14 protein-coding genes are annotated in these 15,940 nt (G+C 61.9%); 13 read left to right on the forward strand and 1 reads right to left on the reverse strand.

Annotated features, from left to right (window positions below):
* The first annotated feature begins 3 nt into the window (after positions 1-3).
* From KJB29_RS10125 to KJB29_RS10185, 13 genes are read left to right on the forward strand one after another with little or no spacing between them, the layout of a single operon-like run.
* A complete protein-coding gene (locus KJB29_RS10125) occupies positions 4-1,245 on the forward strand; it encodes a class I SAM-dependent methyltransferase (protein ID WP_215734471.1) in 1,242 nt (413 codons plus the stop codon).
* Positions 1,242-3,512, forward strand: coding sequence for an ankyrin repeat domain-containing protein (locus KJB29_RS10130; RefSeq protein WP_215734472.1), 2,271 nt, complete (start codon positions 1,242-1,244; stop codon positions 3,510-3,512). Before KJB29_RS10125 ends, KJB29_RS10130 begins: the two co-directional genes overlap by 4 nt.
* Positions 3,513-3,548: 36 nt before the next feature.
* Positions 3,549-4,409 (forward strand): ankyrin repeat domain-containing protein, encoded by an 861-nt coding sequence (locus tag KJB29_RS10135; RefSeq protein WP_215734473.1) that lies wholly within the window; start codon positions 3,549-3,551, stop codon positions 4,407-4,409.
* Positions 4,406-5,200 carry a hypothetical protein gene (locus KJB29_RS10140; RefSeq protein WP_215734474.1) on the forward strand — a complete coding sequence of 265 codons (795 nt, stop codon included), beginning with the start codon at positions 4,406-4,408 and terminating at the stop codon, positions 5,198-5,200. The genes KJB29_RS10135 and KJB29_RS10140 overlap by 4 nt, the downstream gene beginning before the upstream one ends.
* Positions 5,175-6,554 carry a hypothetical protein gene (locus tag KJB29_RS10145; RefSeq protein ID WP_215734475.1) on the forward strand — a complete coding sequence of 460 codons (1,380 nt, stop codon included), beginning with the start codon at positions 5,175-5,177 and terminating at the stop codon, positions 6,552-6,554. Before KJB29_RS10140 ends, KJB29_RS10145 begins: the two co-directional genes overlap by 26 nt.
* A complete protein-coding gene (locus tag KJB29_RS10150) occupies positions 6,533-9,553 on the forward strand; it encodes an ankyrin repeat domain-containing protein (RefSeq protein WP_215734476.1) in 3,021 nt (1,006 codons plus the stop codon). Before KJB29_RS10145 ends, KJB29_RS10150 begins: the two co-directional genes overlap by 22 nt.
* A gap of 36 nt (positions 9,554-9,589) precedes the next feature.
* Positions 9,590-9,940 carry a hypothetical protein gene (locus tag KJB29_RS10155; protein WP_215734477.1) on the forward strand — a complete coding sequence of 117 codons (351 nt, stop codon included), beginning with the start codon at positions 9,590-9,592 and terminating at the stop codon, positions 9,938-9,940.
* Between the two features lie 43 nt (positions 9,941-9,983).
* Positions 9,984-11,054, forward strand: a complete 1,071-nt coding sequence (locus KJB29_RS10160; protein WP_215734478.1) for a hypothetical protein — start codon at positions 9,984-9,986, stop codon at positions 11,052-11,054.
* Entirely contained in the window at positions 11,051-12,160 is a 1,110-nt protein-coding gene (locus KJB29_RS10165) for a thioredoxin domain-containing protein (protein ID WP_215734479.1), read from the forward strand. The genes KJB29_RS10160 and KJB29_RS10165 overlap by 4 nt, the downstream gene beginning before the upstream one ends.
* Before the next feature lie 12 nt (positions 12,161-12,172).
* On the forward strand, positions 12,173-13,300 hold the full coding sequence (locus KJB29_RS10170) for a hypothetical protein (protein ID WP_215734480.1): 1,128 nt from the start codon (positions 12,173-12,175) through the stop codon (positions 13,298-13,300).
* Between the two features lie 28 nt (positions 13,301-13,328).
* Positions 13,329-14,369 carry a thioredoxin domain-containing protein gene (locus tag KJB29_RS10175; protein WP_215734481.1) on the forward strand — a complete coding sequence of 347 codons (1,041 nt, stop codon included), beginning with the start codon at positions 13,329-13,331 and terminating at the stop codon, positions 14,367-14,369.
* Positions 14,370-14,389: 20 nt separating this feature from the next.
* Complete coding sequence (locus KJB29_RS10180; protein ID WP_215734482.1) at positions 14,390-14,602, forward strand: hypothetical protein; 213 nt, start codon at positions 14,390-14,392, stop codon at positions 14,600-14,602.
* 26 nt (positions 14,603-14,628) lie between these two features.
* Positions 14,629-15,501: a metallophosphoesterase gene (locus KJB29_RS10185; protein ID WP_215734483.1), complete on the forward strand. Its 873-nt coding sequence runs from the start codon at positions 14,629-14,631 to the stop codon at positions 15,499-15,501.
* Between the two features lie 67 nt (positions 15,502-15,568).
* On the opposite strand, the gene KJB29_RS10190 is transcribed toward KJB29_RS10185, so the two are convergent.
* Complete coding sequence (locus KJB29_RS10190) at positions 15,569-15,940, reverse strand: pyridoxamine 5'-phosphate oxidase family protein (RefSeq protein ID WP_004511812.1); 372 nt, start codon at positions 15,938-15,940, stop codon at positions 15,569-15,571.

A 15,940-nucleotide genomic window follows, 5' to 3' on the forward strand; every position in this document is an offset into this window, starting at 1 on the left:
ACCATGAAACTGAACATCGGCTGCGGCCATACCTACCTGAAAGGGCACCTGAACATCGACGTCAGCGGCGATTCTGTCGCCGACGCCATCATGGAGGCCCATGACCTGTGCCTGGACACAGCCTCCGTTGACGAGATCGTGGCGTCGCAGCTTATGGAACACCTCGGGTTTTTCAAGGGGAAGTACTTCCTTGCCGAGTGTTTCCGGGTGCTGCGGCCGAGTGGGACGCTCCGCCTTGAAACGCCCCATCTGGAGCGCTCCTTCGAGATTTTCCTGGCCGGAGACCGGACAGCCCGGGAGGACGCCCTGACATGGCTCTACGGCGCCGAAACTGCCGGCATGCAGCACCGGTTCTGCTTCCCCCTGGAACTGCTGCGGGAGCTGGTTGCCGAGGCCGGGTTCGCCCTCATGCACCATGAATCCTTCCTCTATCAGGATAACCGGCCCTCCCTGCGGCTGATCCTGCGAAAGCCGGCCGACCGGAAACAGCACGAGTTCATGGCCGAACTGAGGAAGCGGCTCGTGATGCAGGAAATTCCCGCCTTCGAAGACGAACTTGTCATGGCCGGGCAGGAGGAGCTGCTGACGCGCCTTGCCGATGCCTTCCGGCGGGACGCCGCCGAGACCATGGGGCTTACCGTGTACAGCGCGGAGATCGTCCGTGAGTATTTCACCCTCAAGGGGAAGAGTGATGCCAATGCCGGAAAATGCCGCGCCGTTGCCGCCCGTCTGGCAGAGAGCCGGTTCCAGGGGGCTCTCCTGGCCATGCTGAAGGCCCGGCCCGAGGGGGCCGGCCGGCAGGGGGCCGCCTATCGGGGAACCCTCCGGGACGGCATTGCCATCATTTCGGCCGTGCTTGCCGGTAAAACCGTGGAGTTGCCGAGGGGCGAGGGGAGGCCGGTGACGGTGTTCTCCGAACCGCTCCTGAAGTCCCTGGCGGACAAGGTGTTCGCCAGGGGGCTCAAGCAGTTCCATCTGGGGGAGTACCGGGAGGCCCTTGACAGCTTCGGGGAATCCTCCCGCATCTTCCGGGACAACCCCTTTGTCTACTGGAACAGTGCGCGGATCCACGGCCTGCACCGTAATGCCGATGCGGTGCGGCTTAATTACGAAATGGCTCTGGCGGCCCTCGACGCCTCCCCCAGCGAGGTGAAGCGCGCGCACCGGCAGGCGCTGATGGCTGAAATGAATGGCATCCCCCCACGGGAACCTGTCGCCGTCATGGGAAAGGAAGGATCAGCATGACTATACGGATGAATGGCCCCCTTCTGCTCGCAACGCTGCTCATGGCGGCCCCGGCCTTTGCCCTGACCATGCTGCCGCCGCCGGACATGGACCACACCCCCCTCCACGCGGCCGCCAAGGAATGCGATCTGGCATCGGCGCGCACATGGGCCGCCAATCCCGCGTATCGCGACCGGAAAGACCGCAACGACAGTACTCCCCTGTCGCTGGCCGCCGAAAACGGTTGTCTGGAGGTGGTCCGGCTGCTGGTGGAAAGCGGCGCGAAGGTTGACGCGAAAGGGGCGTTTGAGCAAACCCCCCTGCTCCATGCCGCCGAGCAGGGACACGCGAAGGTCGTCGCCTATCTCCTGGGAAAAGGGGCCGATGTCAACGCCTGGACGAAAAAGGGGGATACCCCCCTGATTCTTGCCATGAGGGGAGCGTTTTTCCACAGGGGGCCGGAAGGAGACCCGCGGGAAACCCTGGAAGCTCTCCTGAACCATGGCGCCGAGGTGAATGCCGCGGGCGAATACGGCCGTACCGCGCTCATCTGGGCCGTGCGGCACGCGGATGCCAGGCTGGTCTGGCCGCTCCTCCGGAAGGGGGCCGATCCCGCCGCAAAGGATAAGGATGGCGACACCGCGATTACCCTGGCCCAGGAGTTGAAGCTCGACTACCTGTCGCAGCTTCTCAAGGATCCGAAGCGGTCCGACCTGGCCATTCTCGGGGCGAATACCCTTCTTTCCGACGCCGTCAAGAGAGGTAACGCGGCTGACGTAGTCGCGGTCCTCGACAAGGGTGCCGACGTCAACGGGCGCTTCGGCAACGGGAGCACGGCCCTCATGCAGGCCGCGAGCATGGGGCGGGCCGATATGGTTGATCTCCTCCTGAAGAGGGGGGCGCTGATTGACGCCAAAAACGGCACTGATTTCACCCCCCTCATGTTTGCGGCAAGCACCGGCCACGGCGAGGCCGTCAAGGCTCTGCTGGCGAAGGGGGCCGACGTGAACGCCCTCAGCATGGGGCGGACGGCCCTGGTCTTCGCGGCCATGAACAAGCATCCGGAGATCACCAGGCTCCTGCTGGACAAGGGAGCGAACCCCGACATCACCATTGACGGCACCCCGCTGCTGACCATGGCCATCAAGGACGGTCCGCCGGAGATGGCCGGACTCCTCATCGCCAAAGGGGCGGCAGTCAATGCCGTTGACGGCGACGGGAAGACCCCTCTCATGCAGGCCTGCGAGAAAGGGGATATGACAACGGTCAAGGCCCTCCTTGCCAGGGGGGCCGATGTCAACATCCTGGGGAAGGATTCCGAGGCGGCGCTGACCATCGCCATTGCCGGAGGGCATGACGGGATCGTCCGCCTGCTCTTGGAGCGGGGCGCAACCGTGCGTGCCGACGATTTGCAGGCGGCCATCAAGGCACGTAACATTTCCCTCGCCTCCCGGCTTATCGACCAAGGGGCCGATGTGACCCATGGGCTCCTCACGGCCCTTCCCAAGGCCGATCTGGAGATGGTTAAGCTTCTGGTGAAGAAGGGGGCCGACCCGAACGCTCGGGATTACTACCAGAAGACCCCCCTCATCCTGGAGGCGGGGAACTGGTCCGACGCCAACCCCGAGGTGGTGCGCCATCTCCTGGAGCACGGCGCCGACATCAACGCCCGGGACGACAAGGGGATGAGCGCCCTGCTGATGGCGGCGGGGCAGGGAAACACGGCCGTGGCCCAGGTCCTGCTGGCCAAGGGGGCTGACGTCACCCTCACGAACAGGGACGGGAAAACGGCTTGGCGCCTGGCGGCGGAGCGGGGCGACCGGAAGATGCTGGAGCTTCTGGAAAAAGCGGGCGCCGGGCGGGACTATGCCGGCATGTCCTGGACAGGGTACGACGCCGCCATGAAGGAGCCGTTCATCACGGTGGTGGACGACCGCGCCCAGTGGGAGGATCTCTGGAAGCGGGCCTTTACCAAGCCGGCGCCCATCGTAGATTTCGATAACTTCGCCGTGGCCTGCGTCTTCCTGGGTGACGGGGCGGAGTGGCTCTACCACATTGCTTTCGAGACCCCCTACGTGAAGGATTCCGTCATACACATCCCCTATCGGCTCCTAATGAACATGCTCGGGATGGATGGCGAGCTCCGCGCGGGGCGGGGCTCCTTTGGCGGCCAGTACCGCATGGAGGTCTACGCGAAACAGAAGGGTGTCACCATGCAGATCGACAAGGTGAAGGGTGAGGCCGACCGTGAACCGTTGCCTCTCACCCTCCCTCCGTGGCGGGAGTGAGTTCCAAAGCGTGAGACTGAAAAGGAGGTGCTGAAAATGGCCATAGCAGTCATGACGCTCCGTGCAGCGGTAGTATTGATGACGCTGTTGTTTCTTGCGGCGGGTCCGGCCGCTGCCGCCGATGGAGGAGCCGACCTTCTGGAGCAGTTCCTCGGCAGAAAGTACGAGCCGGTAGTGAAGCCCCTGGAGATTCCGGAGGGGACGCCCCCCTCGGAGGCCCTCTTCCTCTACCTCAACCAAGGATACGGCGATGCCGGCGTCATCGGGGATTTCCTTGGCAAGGGGGCCGATGCGAACTACGCGGACAAGGAGTATCGCATCACGCTCCTCCACAACGCGGCCCATTATGGTCATGCCGAGGCAACGCGGATTCTGCTCGCCGCCGGGGCCCGGGTGAATGCCATCAACGGCGAGGGGAATACCCCTCTGTACGCCGCCATTCACGAGGGACACGACGACGTTGCCCGGATTCTTCTCGATGCCGGGGCCGATGTGACCATCGCCAACGTCTATCGGTACACCCCCCTGCGGGAGGCCTGCCGGAGGGGCAACACCGGGATGGTGCGCCTGTTGCTGGCAAAGGGGGCCGATCTGAACGTTACGGACGACAAGGGATACACACCGCTCCATGCCGCCGTTTCCGTGGCTGCGCGGGAGGCCGCGACCCTCCTCCTCGACGCCGGCGCGGACATCAATGTGGCCGGTCGGTACGGGGACACGCCGCTCCATTACGCCGTCGGCTTTGGCGATGAGGGATTCGTGAGGCTGTTCCTCGCCCGGGGGGCCGACACGTCCATCAGAAACGAGAGAGGGTTGACCCCCCTGGGGCTGGCGGAGGAGCGCGGCTTCGAATCGATCGTGGAACTGCTCAAGGGGTGGGGGAAAGACACGATATGAAGGCATCGGCAGCCGTGACGAAAAGAGGCAATCCGCGGCTCCTGCTGACGGGCCTGGTGCTCCTGGCGGCGCTTGCGGCGGGGAGCGGACCGGTTTACGGGGGACCGCCCCCTGCTCCTTCGGGGGCACTCTCCAGTCAGCCGGGCGTGCCCGCCGACCTCCTCCCGGAGATTCCCGATCCCGACGGGTTTGTGACCGTGGAGGTGGGGGACTACTTCACCTGCGACATCCCGCCCGACTGGTCGCGGTTTGACAATTACGGATCCGGTTTCGGCCTGAGCAACGAGGAGAAAAAGACCTATGGCTTTTACCTGAATGCCCCGTCGCAAGGCGGAATTCCCGTCACCATGGCCATCTTCTACTATGCGGAGGGGAATCTGATGTACAAATCGGTGGACCGCTACATCAGGACGCACGCGCCCCTAGAGGGGAGCAATTCCGGGGGTGTCAAACCCGCGATGGTTGCCGGCAGGAAAGGGATGGTGTTCGAGAGCGTACGGAGTCAGATCGATCCGGGGAGCCTCGGCAACGCAGTTTCCGATGATCCCCGTGTGCACATCCGGCCGGGACTCAATGCCAGGAGGCTATCGGTGAGGGAGCGGTTCATGGTGCTTCCCGCGAAGCCGGGATTCTACGCCCTGCGCTACACCGCCCCGGAGGGGAAATTCCGGGAGTTCCTCCCTGTTTTCGAGAAGGTGACGCAAAGGTTCTTCCCGGGCGGCAGGTACATCAATCAACCGAGAGACACGGAGAGGGGGACCTCCCATGACTATGGACACGAGGTTTACTAAAGGACTTCGCGGACAGGGGCTTCTGCTCCTGGTGGCGTGCCAGTTGTGCGCCGCTGCCGCGTTCACCACGGAGGCGTCCGCCGGCGCCTTCGACCAGCTCCGATCCATGACCGGCGGAGGGTCGGTGTATATCCCGCCGGTCAGCGGCCCGGAGTGTGTTAGCGGGTGTGGAGGCTCCGGCGGCGATGACGGCGGGAACAGCGGTTACGAGCGGGGCCCGAGCCTGTTTGAGCGGATCAACCATTGGCAGGAGCAGCGGGAGCAGGCACGGCAGCAGGAGGAGCGGCAGCGGAAGCAGGAGGCCTTCAACCTCAACGAGCAGGGGAACCGGGCCTATGAGAAGAGTGATTGGGCAAAGGCCGTGGAGCTTTACAAGAGTGCCGTGGGCAAGTCCCCCAACGACAAGGTGATCCAGGAAAACCTGCGTCGCGCCGAGCAGGAACTGAAACGGCAGGAGGAGCTGCGGAAGGAACGCTCCGAATACCGCCAGCGGATGGGAAAGCTGGTTACACTCATGCCCGCCGCAAAGCCCCTGAGCAAGACGGTCCAGGCCCCGCGGCCGGTGGTCCCGCTCCCCGGCTTCTCCCCGGAGCAGTGGCAGGAGTATCTGACGGCACAGGATAAGGTCGCCGAGCTCTATGCCAAGCTCAACCGGGACGGGGTGCTCTCCGACGCGGATGCGGAGGTCTTCTATGCGGCACTGCGCCGGCGTAACGAGTTGTGGGCCATGGCCACGGAGCAGCCCCGCACCGACGAGGAGCGGGATAATCTCCGCCTCCCGCTTCCCAGTGTGGTGAGCAAGACCCTTCTGAACGCAGTCATGCGCACGTTCCAGCAGGACAGTTCGGCTGCCAATTCGGCGCAGGCCATCAAATCCCCTGACCGTCGGCTCGCCTCTGCTGCAGATCCGAAGTCCCAGCCCGGTGACCCCATCACCACGGCGTTTGCGGCCGATTTTTTCACCGACAAAATCACGAAGATTATCGAGTCGGAGACCGGCGACGCCATCGAAGAGGCCCGGGGCGAGAAATTCAAGGGGTACTACGAAAAGATGCTCGCTGTGGGGCGCATCGCGGTCAAGGCCGGGGAGGGGGGCGCTCCCGCGGCCGGCGCCGAGACGGCGGATCTGATTATTTCCAAGATACCCGAGCCGGTGGGGCCCCATGCGGAGTTTGCCGTGGAGGGGGGGCGGATGTATTCGAAGGTCGCCTACCAAGCCCTCAACCGGTTCATGGTGGATGCGACGGCCGCGACCGGCACCAGTTTCGATGCCGAGGGCTTCTGGAAGCGTTTCAACGATGAGTTGTCCGCATCACGGAAGGGGGTGAAGGCATGGATCCAGTTCGGCGAATGATCAGGCGGAAGGCCGCGTTCCTCATAACGGCGGTACAGATTGCGGTCCTGCTTCTGGGCATGCCGGGGCTAGCCGCCTCCAGGCCGCCAAAGTCGCAGCAGCAGGCACCTAAGCAGTCGCAGCAGGCATCCAAGCCGCCGACGGCCCCGGCACCCGCGCCGCCAGTGGAGCAGCAGCCCGCGCCCAGCCTCTTCACGGAGGCCACCTTCCTGCTCCCCAAGGGGGCAAAGGTTAGCCCCCGCTGGGTGCTTCCCCCCACGGAAAAGGCCAGAACCGACGCCATCTTCAGCGTCAGTGCCGCCGGGGCTCCCGTCGTGGCGTTCAGCGGCGATTCTGATACGTATCACCTGCTCTACCCCGACAGAAACTACCTGGTGGCCGTGAATGCCGCGATTTCGGGGATGACCCACCTCTCTAACGGCGTGCTCCTTCTGTCGTCCGGCAATGATCTGCTGCTCCTTGCCGAGCCCAGGGAGAAAACACTGGACAAGAAGGGGGTCCCCCGCGCGGCGCTGCAGCCCGTGACGAAGGTCCCTCTGCACAAAATCGATGTCCTGACCAGCGTCGGCACCACCGTCTACTGCGCCGGGATCGATGCCCGGAGCGGCCGCCACGCCCTGTATCTCCTCCGCTCCCTCAAGGGGGGCGGCATCCTCGACATGGAGCTGGCCTACGAGTCGGGCGAGCCCATCACCGCCGTTACCGGCGATGCCGAGGCCCTCTACGTGGCCAAGGGGCGCACGGTCGTCCGCTATTCCGTGAAGGACGGCTCGGAAACCACCTTCTACACCCACCCCTCGGCATCCGTGACGGGGCTGGACATGACGCCGGCCGGCCTTGCGGTCAGCACCGGCAGGGAGATCGTCCTCGCCGGCCAGGGCGGAGCCCTGGAGATCATGCGCTCGTCGAGGTTTGGGCATCGGATGGCCATGGCCGGCGATACCCTGTACGTGCTGTTCAATACCTCCCTGGGGGTGCTGGCCCTCGACAACCTGGCGGACCTCAGGCGCTTCAACCTGGCGGTGAGGCCCGTGGCCTCCGGCGAGGCGGCACCTTCCCTTGCCATTGCCGGCGTCAGCTTCTATGAGAGCGATACTCTCGACAATACACGGGGATTCGCCGAAAGCTTCGACCGCAAGGATGTGCGGCGCATCGTGGCCCGGATCGAATTCGATAGGGCCTCTCTTTCCCGAAGCCGTGGGGGGCATTCGGTTACGGTCTCCTGGCATGAGCCGACCGGCGGCATGCTGAAAAGCGCCAACTACCAGGTGACCCAGAGCCCCGGTGACCCCCTTTTGGCCGCCATCGGTGGAAAAACTGAGCATGGTTACTCTCCTCCCCATTGGATGAGGAATGGAGCGGCATTTATCAAATACACCGACGAACTAGGGGGTAAATATCCCGGCCGCTATCGAATGAGGGTACAGGTGGACGGTATCCCCGCAGGGGAGTGGTCCTTCACGCTTGCCGGACAGCCAGACCCCTGGCAAGCCATTAGCTACGATGACATGGCAACCCTCACGACCCTGCTGGATCAGGGGCTCAATCCCAACGCCACCTCCGAGAGCGGCGAACCACTCCTTTCCGTGGCCGTGCAGTTCGGTTCCGTCTCGGCGGTGCAACTGCTTCTGGAACGGGGCGCCAATCCCAACGCAGTCGACAAGGAGGGGAAATCGCCACTAGCAAGGGCCGAATACGCCGGCGACTGGCGGCCCAAGGCCGAACTGCTGGTGCGTCGCGGCGCCAACGTCAACGTCCGGCGGTTCCCTGGCGGCCCTCCGCTGGTGACCAGCTATTCACCCGACTTTACCGCGTTTCTGCTGAAAAGCGGGGCAGACTTCCGGTACGAAATGAGTTATGGCAAGCAGAGCCTCCTCAGTGAAATGAGCGACAGCATCTGCACAGATGAAATCCTGTCGCTTCTCCTCCAGCGAGGGGCAGACCTGAACGAGACTGATTCGATTGGACAGTACACCCCTCTTGGCAGCGCCATCTTCTCCGGTCGGGAAAAATGCATGCAGCTCCTCCTGGAGAAGAGGGCTTCGACCGCCGTGGCCCAGAGGCAGCCGAACCGCCCGCCACGCTCCGCGCTCTATGTGGCATTGAACACACTCGATGGGCGGAAAGACCCCAAGGACAAGATCGCGCTGCGGCGCATGGTGCGCCTGTTGCTGCAGAAGGGGGCCACCTTGAGGCCGGGGAAGAAGCTGGCGACTTCGGCATTCTTCGATATCTCGAGAGATGATTACATCCGCCAGATGGATGAGACCAGGTCCATCAATGAGGGAGAGGGGCGCATCATGTTCCTTGGCGAGGGGCCGTCGTTCTTCGGGACGGTGGACATGATCAGGACCCTTGAGCAGGACGATGCGGCCCTGGAGGCGGCCACCGATTCAAAGGACCCGGCGATACGGGAGCTGGCCCTCGGCACCCATCTGGCGAGGGTCCGGGAGCTGGCGGCCAGGGCAAGGAATCAATACGACATGGGATATGAAGTCCATAAGCACTGTGTGCAGGCATTCAAGCTGTCCGAGGCCGGCTACCGCCCCGCCCAGGTGGATATCGTGCCCGAAATGTCGCCACCCCAGGCAGGGGGGCAGGGGAAGCCGCAGATGGGGCTGAAGCTGCTGAAAAGGGCCGAGGGGGGCGCCTACGTCCAGGGGGTGGTGCCGGGAAGTCCCGCCGAGCGCTCCGGGGTGCAGGCCGGCGATATCATCCTTGCGTTGGACACCCAGAAAATGAAGGATGTGGATGAGGTTTTAACTACCGTTGCCCGGCTGACGCCGGGAATGCCGGTGCGGGTCACCTTCCTGCGCGACGAGCCGATGCGGCTGCCGGACCTGCAGCTTACCTGTGGTCTGGTGGAGTATGAATACCAGGATCATTGGGGATACGCGGAGATGAACCTGTCCCGCTGGCTGGCCGCGCACCCCGCTGAGGCCGTTTCCGATGAGGTGCGGGAGAGGCTCAAGGATAGTGCGGCGGGGGGACGGAAGTAGCACGACAGTCCCGGGTATGGAAAAAAGGGAGGGAGCATGGGAGAGATAACACGTCAGACCAGGGCGGAACTGAGGCAGTTGCCGCAGATGCTCGGCAAGCTGGCGGGGGGGATCGCGGCGGTAATTGGCTTCACGGCAGCGGTTGTCATCATCACCCGGAAACCCGGGGCGTTGCTGGGGGATATCCTGCTGTCGCTCCTTGTGGGGATGGTCGGGGTTGTCATTTTTGTTGTGTCGGCGAGATCCCTTGCCAGGCACCTGTCCGCCCACAATACCGAGGAGCCGCTATCCGCAGCCGGCAATGTCCGCTCGAGTCTCCTGTCATGGGGGCTGCTCCTCCTGTTTGCGGTGATTTTTCTGGCAGGCGTCTGGTTTGTGACCAAGTGATGCGGCCTCGGGTTGCAGGCCGCATTGGCAGAAAGGAACATGTATGAAAACGATATCGCGCACAATCACCCGGAAACTGCTCCCCGCAGCCGGCGCTCTGCTGCTGTCTGCCGCGACCGCACCGGGAACTGCCATCGCCGGTTTCGAGGTGGACTGCAATGCTTCGGCGCGGGCCTATAAGGACCAGGGGATCCCCTGTGACTGCGTGGATGGGCAGATTGTGTGCAATCAACCCTCCGGCGGCGGCTCCTACGGATCGTCAACGGGGAAAGGGCTGTCCTTCAAGAACCAGATGAAGCTGCAGATTATGCAGTCCATAACCGACATGGCCGCCAATGCGTTCATCCAGTGGCTCAATGGCCCCTCTCCGTCGCAGCCGTCCGGCCCGACTCCCCAGCAGATCGCCGAGCAGAAAGCGGCCCAGGAAAGGGCTGCCGCGGAATGGCGCGCCAAGGTGGAACAGCAGATCAGGGAGATGGAGAACCAGTACGAGCAGCAGAAAAAGCAGGAATTCACCGACAAAAAGAAAAAGCTCCTGGCCGGGATACGGGGGCTGGACGCAAGCTCTCCCGGCCGTGATTCGACGGCCTTCCGGCAGTTGCGGTGCAGCGCCTACTGGGGAGGCCAGGTGGCCAGGGCCCTGGCGGCAGGCGACGAAAAACGGGCTGAGGAATACAGGAAGTTTTCTGAAAAACCCACCGGGGAGTCCATGGCCAGGTGCGACACGGAGTTCCCGGAGCCTCCCATGCCGGATGGATCCGTTGAAATCCGCATGGGCCTCTATCAGACCATGATCGAGGAGGTTCACCAGCGCCTCCCCATGATCGAGCAGGCCAAGGCAAAGCAGCAGGACGCCGTGGCGCAGGTTGCCGAAAAGCAGCACAAGGTGGACGAGTTGAAAAACCAGGCCGTAACCCTTCCTCCCGAGAAAAAAGAAGAAGCCGACGATCTCCTGGCGGCAGCCCTGAAAGAGCTGGAGACGGCCACCACCCTCAAGAACGAGGCCGATGCCGGGGTCAAGAAACTTGAACTTGAGATTGATGCCCTGAACGAAGTGGGCAAGATGGCCACGGCGCCAAAAGCCGGCCAGGCCGCGAAAGGATCACAGCCATGAAAAAAGCCATGCGACAGATCATCATTACGTCACTCATCTCCCTCTTTGCCGTTTCGCCGCTCCTGGCCCAGGAGGAAATCCCCGAGGCCGCCATGGAGCGCTTCAAGGCCGGCTTCGCCCTGATCGAAAAGGCGGACAAGCCCGCAGACTTCCTTGCTGCAATCGGGGAGTTCGAGGCGGCCGCAGCCCTGGCGCCCCAATGGGCCGACATCCACTACAACCTGGCAAAACTGGCGGCGGAAACGGACAAGCCGGCCAAGGCCATCAAGGAGTACCGCACCTACCTGGCACTGACGCCCGACGGCGCTGAACGGGCCGCCGTCGAAGGGGACATCGCCCGCCTCAAGGAAACCATCGCCCGGAAGCGGAAGCTCGGCCTGCCCGGGGTGGTATTCGCCGCAATGCCCGATGGCATCTGGGTCATGGAGCTTTCTCCTGGTTCCAGGGTGGGGAAAACCTTCTTGAGGAAAGGGTACAAAATCCTCGCAGTCGAGGATCAATCGGTTGTGGGCGCAAAGCTGGACGATTTTTTCCGGGCCATTGAGACCCAGTCCGCCAAGGTGGCCGCGGCCAAGAGTGAGGAGAAGAAACAGCCGGGACAGATACCGGCCGGTTTCATGGCGGAGATTGGCTACATCCGTTCCCAGAAGTTTATGCGGACGAGTCAGCCGAACAACGTCGGCAATACGGTGGAAGAGACGGGGCCGGCCATCGCGTTTACCATCATCCCTCCCGGTTCTGGCAAAGGCTATCTTTATTTCAAAAAGAGCATGTTTCACTCCAACGTGATCGAGATCGAAGAGGATGAGTTCGAGGATGAAGTGCTGAAGGAGAGCTTGCCGGTGGTGGTCACATTCTGGGGGAGCGACTGCGGTCCCTGCCAGGACTTTGTTCCGGCCGTGGAGGCCCAGGGTGCCAAGTATGCCGGCAAGGTGAAGTTCGTCAACGTCAACGTGAACGAGAACCGGAAGCTTGTGAACCAGTTGGCAGTCAAGGGTGTTCCCACCATGATGGTCTACAAGGGGGGAAGTCCCGTTTCCACCACGACCGGCAGGATCGACAATGCCAAGCTCGCGGAGCTCTTGCAAGGCGTTGCCGCACATTAAGGGGAAAACCCGATGGGACGATTCATTGTCAGTTCAGCCATGGTAGTTGTTTTGTTCGCCTCTGTTTCCGTCTCCCAGGCCCAGATGACCGGCGCGGAACGAAACGCGCTGCTCGGCGAGATCTTCAAGCTTGAAACCTCAAAGGAAAAGATAATCGCGGAGATCAGGAAATTCGATGACGCGATCAAGAAAAGCGCTGCCTCGATCAGTAAATCGGAAACCATTATCGGGCTCGCCCGACAGAAGGGGAACGCCCAGGCGGAAGCGGTTGCCGGCAAGGCTTTGGCTGAGGCAAAGGCGTCGCAGTCCCGCAGCCTGAAGAACAAGAGCGACGCTGAACTCATACTGCGGCGGCTGGAGCGGACTCTGTCTCTGGCGAAAAGCGGCGACAAGAACATCGACGCGATCCGGGAACAGGTGGAGTTCGAGACTCAGTACGCCGCATGGGAGAAGAAACAGCAGCAGCTGGTCCAGCAGAGGCTCCAGGAGCCGAACAAAACCGCCGGCGCAATCCACCGCTCCCTCATGGCGAACGTCCCGCCGCTGCCGGGAAAGACCTTCAGCCAACTGCAGCCCGGCGACGTGCTCCTCGTCGAGCCGGAGGACGGCCGCCTGAAGGGCTTGAATCCCATAACCCTGGGGGACAATAAAGTCACCGGGGGGAACAAGTCATTTGCCTCCCATACGGTCCTCTACCTGAAAGAGATCAACGGCACGAAGCTCTTCCTGGACAACCAGCCGGGCGAGGGGCCGCGCATCATCACGGAAATTGATTTCCAGAACAGGTACGGGCACCGCGGTATGGACGTGGCAACGCTCGGGAAGCTGGCTGAACCGTTGCGGCCCAATGAAGGGGAAGATCTTTTCCGGGCGGCGATGGAGATGCACAAAAAAAACTCCGATAAAACAGCAAACAGCTTGTGGGGGGATACGAACTACGGCGTGGTGGGCAAGGATGAGGTGGTCTGTTCGGAAGCCGACTGGGCGTTGCTTAAAAATGCAGGGAAGTTCCTGCCGAAATCCTTTGACCGCGTAAAGGTCGAGAACGGCATAGATTTCAGTCCGGCCGACTATTACAATTCTCCCTACTTTGTCGTTACCCCGCTGCAGCAGCACAAGGATTATGGGAACAACGATTGAAACCACTCGGCCGCGAAAGGATCAAACCATGAAAAAAACCATGCGACAGCTCATCATCATGTCGGTTCTCTGTCTCCTGACCGCTGTGCCGGCCTTGGCCCAGGAGGAGATTCCCGCCGCGGCCGGGGAGCGTTTCAAGGCGGGGCTGGCCCTGATCGAGAAGGCGGACAAGTCGGCCGATTTTCTGGCCGCCATGGCCGAGTTCGAGGCGGCCTCCGCCCTGGCTCCCACATGGCCCGACATCCACTACAACCTGGCGCAGTTGGCTGCCGAATCGGACAAGCCGGCCAAGGCCATCAAGGAGTACCGGGCCTATCTGGCCCTGAAGCCGGACGCGGCCGACCGGGCCGCGGTCGAAGGGGAGATGGCGCGGATGAAGGAACTGATCGCCCTGAAGCGGAAGGTGGGCCTGCCGGGGGTCAGCTTCGCCGCCATGTCCGACGGCTTCTGGGTGCTCCAGGTCCTGCCGGGGTCGGCTATCGAGAAAACCGGGCTGAGGAAGGGGCACAAAATCGTCGGTGTCGGCGGCAAGCCGATTGCCGGCACCAAGCTGGAAGATCTTTTCAAGGCCATCGAAGCCAACAACATTACCGACACAATGTCCAGAGGGTCCTCTGAGCGCATATATACCCGGATGAGCCGCGACACCACGACACCAGGGCCGGTAGTTATTCTCAATGTGAAGCAGTCCAGCCAGCAGGAGAAGCCTTTTCTTATTCCCTGCAAAAAAGAGATGTTCCGCTCGAAGATCATCGAGATCGAAGAGGACGAGTTCGAGGATGAAGTGCTCAAGGCGACCCTGCCGGTGGCGGTCACCTACTGGGGTGATTCGTGCGAGCCGTGCAAGGAATTCATTCCCGTTCTGGAGGCGGAGAGCGCCAGATACGCCGGCAAGGTCAAGTTCGTGAACATCAACGTGGACGGGAACAGGAAGCTTGCCGAAAAGCTGGCGGTCAAGGAGGTTCCGGCCCTGATGGTGTACAAGGGGGGAAGTCCCATGACGACCTTGACCGGCAAGACGGCCAGGGAAAAGGTTGCGGAGGCCCTGCAGGGCGCTGCCGGCAGGTAGTTGAGAGAGAAAGAGAAGCGATGAACATCGAATGGCTGGTGCCGTATCTGCTGGTCGCCGTGCTGGTTTTCCTGATACCGAAACTGTTCGGGATGCTGGGGAAGGGGAAGTCCGCTGCCAGCGGGAAGTCGACCTTTGTCCCCCATTACACCTACGTCGTTGCTGGCATCATCGTGGCGGGCATTTTGCTTTACACTGCCGCGAAGGTTATCATTACGGTCGTCGGCGGTTAGCAGGGTTTTTTCGTAGGAAACCTGATGTGAACAGACGAGACTTTTTAAAATTCGGCCTTAGGGGCATCGTTGTCGCCGGTCTTGGCAAGGGTTTCTATAACACGACAAGTGAACAGGTGGAGCTCGTTCGGACATCGGTGAAGATCAGGAACCTGCCGGCTGCGCTGCAAGGGCTCAAGATCGGCCTGATGACTGATCTCCACGCTTCCTTCATTGTCTCCAGCGAGACAATCCGTTCCGCCGGCCGGCTGCTCATGGCGGAGAATCCGGATCTGGTCGTGATGACCGGAGATTTCATCTCCGGCTCCACCAAGTTCCTCTCAGGAAGCGTCGGACAGTTTAAACACGAGCATCTGTCAAAGTGCGTCGAGGCCCTTGCAGGTTTGCAGGCGCCCCTGGGGATTTACGGTGTTCTGGGGAATCACGATTTCTGGAGCGGGGTGGAGTCTGTCGAGACAATCTGTGAAACGTTCGCACGGCAGATCGGGATGGTCTGGCTCAGAAACCGCAGCGTTACGCTAACCAGGGGCGGGGCGTCGTTTCACCTTCTCGGTGTCGACGACTACTGGGAGCCAAGCTGCTCGCTCGCGGCCGCCTGCAAGGGCGCAGGTACGGACGGAATCAGGATCCTTCTCAGCCACAATCCCGACATCAACGATGAAATTTTCCTTTTGCGCGAACGGATTGATCTTGTATTGTCGGGTCATACCCACGGCGGACAGGTTGTTGTGCCGTTCCTTGGTCAGCCGGTCATGCCTTCGAAGTTCGGTCAGAAATACCGTGCCGGGCTGGTCCGCGACGGAGACCGACAAACGTACATATCACGCGGCGTTGGATGCCTGCTCGCGCCAATCAGGCTGAACTGCCCGCCTGAGGCGACGGTGTTGACGCTGACCTGAGTAACCTTACTCTGTGCTTTTTTAGAATGTTAAACCTACAGACCTGCACCCCATTCTCCGCAAGGAGTTATAGCGTCTGCGTGGCAGAGGTGATGGTAACTTCCAATGCCGCCCTTGCCCAGGGAAACTTCCCCTTGACCACATCGAACAGCGGGCCTGACGTTACAAATACCGCAGTGCCTTCAACGAGAAAGCCCGTCCCTGGGCCGTGGGCACCTTCCACCTCGCGGCTTCCCACGGTGATGAGACATCTGCTGTCCTTGGCCAGATTTGCTTCTGTCGTATTCATGTAGCCGGCGGGAATCAACAGTTTCCCATCCTGGGTAATCTGGATGTAACTGTTCCAGGTGTTAACCAGATGGGGACCACCGTCACCCTGTGTGGCTATGGCCACAACCCCCTCGTGTTTCAGTACTTGCAGCATTTTCTCTGGAATCAT

The organism is Geobacter grbiciae, from assembly GCF_018531165.1.
Taxonomy (GTDB): Bacteria; Desulfobacterota; Desulfuromonadia; order Geobacterales; family Geobacteraceae; genus Geobacter; species Geobacter metallireducens.